7 protein-coding genes are annotated in these 6,333 nt (G+C 53.8%); all 7 read right to left on the bottom strand.

All coding sequences use genetic code 11. From position 1 onward, the window contains the following. Positions 1-272: 272 nt before the first annotated feature. On the bottom strand, positions 273-1,031 hold the full coding sequence (locus tag C0623_04595; GenBank protein PLY02028.1) for a hypothetical protein: 759 nt from the start codon (positions 1,029-1,031) through the stop codon (positions 273-275). Next, entirely contained in the window at positions 1,028-2,410 is a 1,383-nt protein-coding gene (gene argH, locus C0623_04590) for an argininosuccinate lyase (GenBank protein PLY02027.1), read from the bottom strand. The genes C0623_04595 and argH overlap by 4 nt, the downstream gene beginning before the upstream one ends. Positions 2,411-2,436: 26 nt before the next feature. Further along, positions 2,437-2,916, bottom strand: a complete 480-nt coding sequence (locus C0623_04585; GenBank protein ID PLY02026.1) for a DNA mismatch repair protein MutT — start codon at positions 2,914-2,916, stop codon at positions 2,437-2,439. Positions 2,917-3,062: 146 nt separating this feature from the next. After that, a complete protein-coding gene (locus C0623_04580; GenBank protein PLY02025.1) occupies positions 3,063-4,274 on the bottom strand; it encodes an argininosuccinate synthase in 1,212 nt (403 codons plus the stop codon). Positions 4,275-4,366: 92 nt separating this feature from the next. Further along, on the bottom strand, positions 4,367-4,996 hold the full coding sequence (locus tag C0623_04575) for a hypothetical protein (GenBank protein PLY02029.1): 630 nt from the start codon (positions 4,994-4,996) through the stop codon (positions 4,367-4,369). After that, a complete protein-coding gene (argF, locus tag C0623_04570; GenBank protein PLY02024.1) occupies positions 4,996-5,916 on the bottom strand; it encodes an ornithine carbamoyltransferase in 921 nt (306 codons plus the stop codon). Before argF ends, C0623_04575 begins: the two co-directional genes overlap by 1 nt. A 209-nt stretch (positions 5,917-6,125) precedes the next feature. Then, positions 6,126-6,333, bottom strand: a 208-nt coding sequence (locus C0623_04565) for an aspartate aminotransferase family protein (GenBank protein ID PLY02023.1), incomplete at its 5' end; no start/stop codon positions are given.

Here is a 6,333-nt window from a genome sequence, read left to right as displayed (position 1 = left end):
TCGTCAAAACTGCCGTCGGCCTTAAAGGGGGTGACGATGGCGACCATCGATCCTTGGAACATGGTTTCTCCTCCAATTTTTGGGAAAAGTTTTTTCTTGGTTCCGGCAACGTTCATCGTTGCTGCGGCTGCGACGTATCAGGCCACATTCACACCCATACGACCCAACCTGCTATTAATGACCCTGAGAAAAAAAGCATTCACTCCTGTAAGAGAGAATCTGTTGTCTGATGAATCGTACTACCTAACATACCGGCCGGTCGTTGTAAAGGTTCAAGGGCCCGATTTTGGTGTGGTTGTGATGGTTTCACTGATGCGGCTTTCGATAATCGAGTCATCATCCGTCTCGATGACAGTGCGTAAGGCGTAGATATAATCACTGCCGTTAATCAAGCCAAAATCCTCAAAATTGTTCCCCCTGACCGGTTGTCGATTAATCGGTTCGGGTGCAAGTGCACCGGACTCTCCCCGGTAAATATTAACACCGAGGAATTCACCGACGTCCTGAACCTCGGGGCGCAGCGACCAGAAGATTCGGCTTCCACGATCAAGGGCCTCAACTTTAAGGTCGACCGGTGCCGGTGGTGCCGGCTGCATGATATGGTTGATCACCGCATCCGGACCGTCGTGGCCGCCCCTGGTGAAAGGCTGCACGCGGTAGCGGTATCCTCGCCCCGCTTCGAGATCAGGGTCACGATAATAGAACGTTTGCGAATCGATGAATGCCGGGAACGGCTGCTCGCTCATGATCGTCGCTATCGTAGACTGATCAATGCACTCGGCACAATAGCTCTCAGGTTGGTAAGAGTAAAAGCCGATCCGGTAGCCTTGGAGGTCGGTCAGCGGCGATCCGTCCTGGTTTTGGCTCGGTGCCTGCCACTGCAGCAGAATACTGTTCCCTTGCTGGCGGAGGGTCAGGCCGGTTGGAGGCTGCGGTTCCGATCTCCCTTTGGGACTCAGATCGCCCTTGACGCCGCAACCGGCCAGACAGATCAAACCGATGGCCCAGAGTTTGAATATCTGTGCGTTCAATGCTGCTTCTGCTCCGATCGGGCTCTTTTCAGTTCTCTTTTGACTGCTTCGCGGGCCGTGCCTCCGGTCGCCCGCCGGGCATTAACCGAAGCGTCAAGGGTGACGAATTCATAAATGTCATCTTCGATGCTTTCAGAAAAAGATCTGAATTCGTCGATTGAAAGTTCCGGGATGTCTTTGTTGTTTTCAATGCAGTAACGGACCGTCTTGCCGACTATTTCGTGTGCCTGTCGGAACGGGATCCCTTTGCGCACGCAATAATCAGCGACATCGGTCGCGGTCGAAAAACCACGGGCCGCAGCCAGCCGCATCTGTTCGGCATTGATCTGCATTTCACGGATCATGTCGGCGAAAATCTTGAGGCTCCCTTTGACGGTATCAATGGTGTCGAACAGCGGTTCCTTGTCTTCCTGGGTATCCTTGTTGTAGGCAAGCGGCAGTGATTTCATGAGGGTCAGCAGGCTGACCAGGTTGCCGTAAACGCGGCCCGACTTGCCGCGCACGAGCTCCGGTACGTCCGGGTTCTTTTTTTGCGGCATGATTGAACTGCCGGTGCAGAAAGCATCGGAGAGTTCGACAAAATTGAAATCAGCGCTCGACCAGAGCACCAGTTCCTCGGCCAGCCGCGACAGATGCATCATCAGGATTGATGAAGCAGCACAAAATTCGATCGCAAAGTCGCGATCCGAAACGGTGTCGAGGGAGTTTCGGGTAACGCCGCTGAAGCCGAGTTGTTCAGCGACAAACTCACGGTCAATATTAAAGGTCGTTCCGGCCAGGGCACCGGCGCCGAGCGGTAATACATCGACCCGTTTGTAAAGATCGCAGAACCGTTGCGCGTCGCGTTTAAGCATCTCATGGTAGGCGAGCATGTGATGCGAAAAGAGAACCGGTTGGGCCGTCTGCAGGTGCGTGTACCCCGGCATGATCACGTTGAGATTCTTCTCGGCCTGTTCAAGCAGGGCATCCTGGAGGCTGGCGAGGAATTGCGCAACGGCTTTGATCTCTTCGCGCAGGTAGAGGCGAATATCAAGTGCGACCTGGTCGTTACGTGAACGGGCCGTGTGCAACTTGCCGCCGACCGGCCCGACAATTTCAATCAGGCGGGCCTCGATGTTCATGTGAATGTCCTCGAGGCTGACCTTGAATTCGAATTTTCCCGCTTCGATTTCGTTCCGGATCTGCTCAAGTCCGGCGATGATCTGTTCTGCATCATCGGCAGCGATGATCTGTTGCCTGGCCAGCATCCGGGCATGGACAATCGATCCGTCGATATCAAACCGCCAGAGCCTCTGGTCAAATGCAATAGATGCGGTGAATTCTTCGACGAACTCATCGGTGGGAGCAGTAAAACGGCCCCCCCAAAGTTTGGCAGTCATAAATCCCTCTCAATAGAAATTCAAGGTTAGTGCGGCCCGGGCAATTCCGCGGCAATGTCATCTTCCTGCCGGAGTTCAATATCCCATTCAAGATCAGGATAGACCATGCCGAGGATATGCCGGCACCCGGGCGGAAGTTCCATGCCCGACAATTCGTTGTGGCGTACCCAGATCGCCTCGGTACATTCACTGCCGTTCGGGATCAAATCGCCGCCGGCCGGCGTGCAGCGATAGTAGAGGATGACGTAATGATCATCGCTTTTGCCAATCCCGATGTGCTCAAAAACATCGATCAGCTTTTCGGCATGGATCTCGATGCCGACTTCTTCGCAGACTTCTCGATGCAGCGCTTCGAGGATCGATTCACCTTTGTCGATCTTGCCGCCCGGCATCACCCACTGACTGCAGAAAGGTTCAATGCAGCGTCGGGTCAGTAGAACCCGGTTCTGGTCGTCAATGATGCAGGCAACGACGCAGGTCTTGATCCCTTGCTTTTTAAAATCCATAAGCCAGCCACGAAGTTGCCAGGTCACGAAGGCACGAAGAAAATCAAGAACGATTAAAATTTCTTTTGATCTTTAACCAAAAAAAGAGACTTGCGTTCAACTTTTCCTGGTGTCTTTGTGTCTTGGTGGCCCAAGGTTTTTGATGATTATTTGTTTTTCTCCATCAGGCTGCGGATGCGCAGACGCAGGGCGTTAAGTTTGATAAACCCTTCAGCATCGGCCTGATTGTAAACCTCATCGGCTTCAAAGGTTGCGAATTCCGGGTTGAACAGCGAATCTTTTTCCGATTTACGGCCGACGACCCGGCAGTGCCCCTTGTAGAGCTTGACGCGGGCCGTGCCATTCACCGTCTGCTGGGTCTGGTCGATCAATGCCTGCAGCGCTTCCCGCTCCGGAGCAAACCAGAAACCATTGTAGACCATGCTGGCATAGCGCGGCACCAGGGAATCGCGCAGATGCATCACCTCACGGTCCATGGTGATCGATTCGACCGCCCGGTGTGCCTCTTCGAGGATGGTGCCGCCCGGAGTTTCGTAGACACCGCGGCTCTTCATGCCGACAAAACGGTTTTCCAGCAGGTCGACCCGGCCGATGCCGTGCTTGCCGCCAAACTCGTTCAGCTTGGCCAGCAGGTTGGCCGGCGAAAGTTTTTCGCCGTTGACGGCAACAGCGTCGCCGTTTGCGAATTCGATCTCAACATACTCCGGCTGATCAGGTGCATCTTCGGGGCGGACAGTCAGAACGTACATCTCTTCCGGTGCTTCAGCCCATGGATCCTCGAGGATGTCGCCTTCAAACGAGATATGCAACAGGTTACGATCTGAACTCCAGGGGAACTTCTTGCTGGTCGGCACCGGGATATGATGCTTTCGGGCATAATCTTCGAGGGCGGTTCGGCTGTTGAGATCCCATTCGCGCCATGGAGCAATGACCGTGACTGACGGGTCAAAGTGGTAATAGGCAAGTTCGAAACGGACCTGGTCGTTGCCTTTCCCGGTGGCGCCGTGCGACACTGCGTCGGCACCCTCCTTGGCGGCAATCTCCATTTGTGCCTTGGAGATCAGCGGCCGGGCAATCGAGGTGCCGAGAAAATAGCGCCCCTCGTATATCGCATTCGCCCGGAACATCGGGAAAACAAAATCGCGGGTAAATTCCTCCCGTAAATCAAGGATATGGCATGCGGATGCTCCGGTATCCTTCGCTTTTTTCGGAATTCCATCGAGCTCTTCGCCCTGTCCGAGATCGGCCGAAAAGGCAACGACTTCACAGCCGTATTCCTCGATCAGCCACTTAAGAATAATCGATGTGTCAAGGCCGCCTGAATAGGCAAGAACCGCTTTTTTGACTTGTTTCGACATGTTTTTATAACTCCTGTTTTTTGTAGTCGGGTCCTTGGATACTGCAAAAATATGCTTATCTATGTTCTGTCTGCTCTCTTCTGCATCCGGTTTTAAAGTTTTATGACATAGGTGCTGGCGATCCTGTCGTGAAGCCCCTGTTTCTGTGAGTCAAAGGCAACCATCAGGTAGCCGATACCAAGGATAATGCCAGAGACAAACTTCCCGAGAACCTCCCGGAAAAACGCGCGGCCAAAACCGATCTCTTCGCCATCAACCCGGATGACCTTGATCCGAACGGCCATTTTTCCCGGTGTCTGACCGGAGTATCCGGTAAAGAAAACATAGTAGGCCATTGACAGGGCGGTCCCGAAAAGAGTGTAGACCAGGCTCAATGCAGCTTGCCCCTGGGCGTTAACGCCACTGCCGACACTCACGGCTATCAGGCCGAGCAAGATTGAAAGAATAACCTGAACGACCAGCAGGATAATGCCGTCGACGAGCGCCGCAGCGACCCGGATCCAGAAACCGGCTTTGGGCAAGGCCGCGGTAGCGCTCAGGCTGATCTCTTCATCACCGGCACTATTTTCATCTTCTGTCGGGTCCGGAGTGTCGGCCGCATTACGGCCAAACGGAAAGGTCTCCTCACAGCTCGGGCAGGTAACCTTGACGACGCCGGCCGGGATCTTGTCAGGCGGAACATTTTTGGCAAAACCGCAGTGTGGGCAGGAGACAGTCAGCATTATCTTTTTACTCCCATCAGTGTTGCCATGATCGCTTTTTGTACATGCAGCCGGTTTTCCGCCTCATCGAACACAACCGAATGTGGCCCTTCAATCACAGCGTCAGTAATCTCCTCATCACGATGGGCCGGAAGACAGTGAAGAACAATACAGTCGGGATCGGCGGCCGCAACCAGATCTTCGTTAATCTGGAAACCGGCAAAAGCCTTCTCGCGTTCCTGCTGTTCCTGCTCCTGCCCCATGCTCGCCCAGACGTCGGTGTTGAGAACATGGGCGCCGCTGGCTGCTTCAAGCGGGTCGGATGTGTAGGTGATCCTGGCCCCGAGTTGTTCCGCCCGCTTCATGACTTCGCCATCCGGCTTGTAACCGGCCGGCGTTGCGACCCGTAGATCGAAACCGAAGACAGCCGCGGCGTTGATCCAGCTGTTGGCCATATTATTGCCGTCACCGATCCAGCAATAAGTCAGTTTGTCGTAGCTGGCGCCCTTGTGTTCAAAAACGGTATACAGGTAGGCCATCAGCTGACACGGATGATACGTGTCAGTCAGACCGTTGATGATCGGGATGTCGGACCATTCGGCCAGTTCTTCGACCAGCTGCTGTGAGAAGGTACGGATCATGATGCCGTCACAGTAGCGTGACATGACCCGGCCTGTATCCTTGATCGGCTCACCGCGACCCATCTGGGTGGTGCCGGAAGAAAGGAAAAGGGCATGACCGCCGAGCTGGAACATGCCGACCTCGAACGAAACCCGCGTCCGGGTCGAACTTTTCTCGAACAGCATCGCCAGACTTTTTCCTTCGAGCAGTCGGTGCGGCTCCCCCCGCTTCTGCTTTTGCTTGAGATCACGGGTCAGTTCGAACATCTGTTCGAGTTCTTCCCGTTTCCAGTCGGTCAGTGCGAGAAAATCTTTTTGCATGTGTACAGACTCCTTATGGCCACGAAGACACCAAATAATTCAAAATATGTTTTTCAACGCAAAGGCGCGAAGGCGCAAAGTAAATCTATAAAAAAGTTTTTGGTTATAGACCAGAACTGAATGATCTGCCAAGAGTTTCTCAGAATAAGCATTCTTCTCTTGGCGTCATTGCGACTTTGCGTTAAACCGCCTTTATGCTCTTGGTCTTTTTACATCTCTTTCAAAATCTCGTCGAGGATTTCCATCGCCTCGTCGATTTCGTTCTGTGTCACCGTGAGTGGCGGCAGAAAACGGAGGACGGTGCCGACGGTGCAGTTAATCAGCAGCCCCCGCTCGAGCGCCTTGGTGACGATCCCGGCCCCTTCGATGTCAAGTTGCATGCCGAGGATCAGGCCGAGCCCTCTGACTTCCTTGATG

It is taken from the genome of Desulfuromonas sp., from assembly GCA_002869615.1.
Lineage (GTDB): Bacteria > Desulfobacterota > Desulfuromonadia > Desulfuromonadales > UBA2294 > BM707.
Note: the sequence above shows the minus strand (reverse complement) of the source record. Positions and strands in the feature narration are given on the sequence as shown.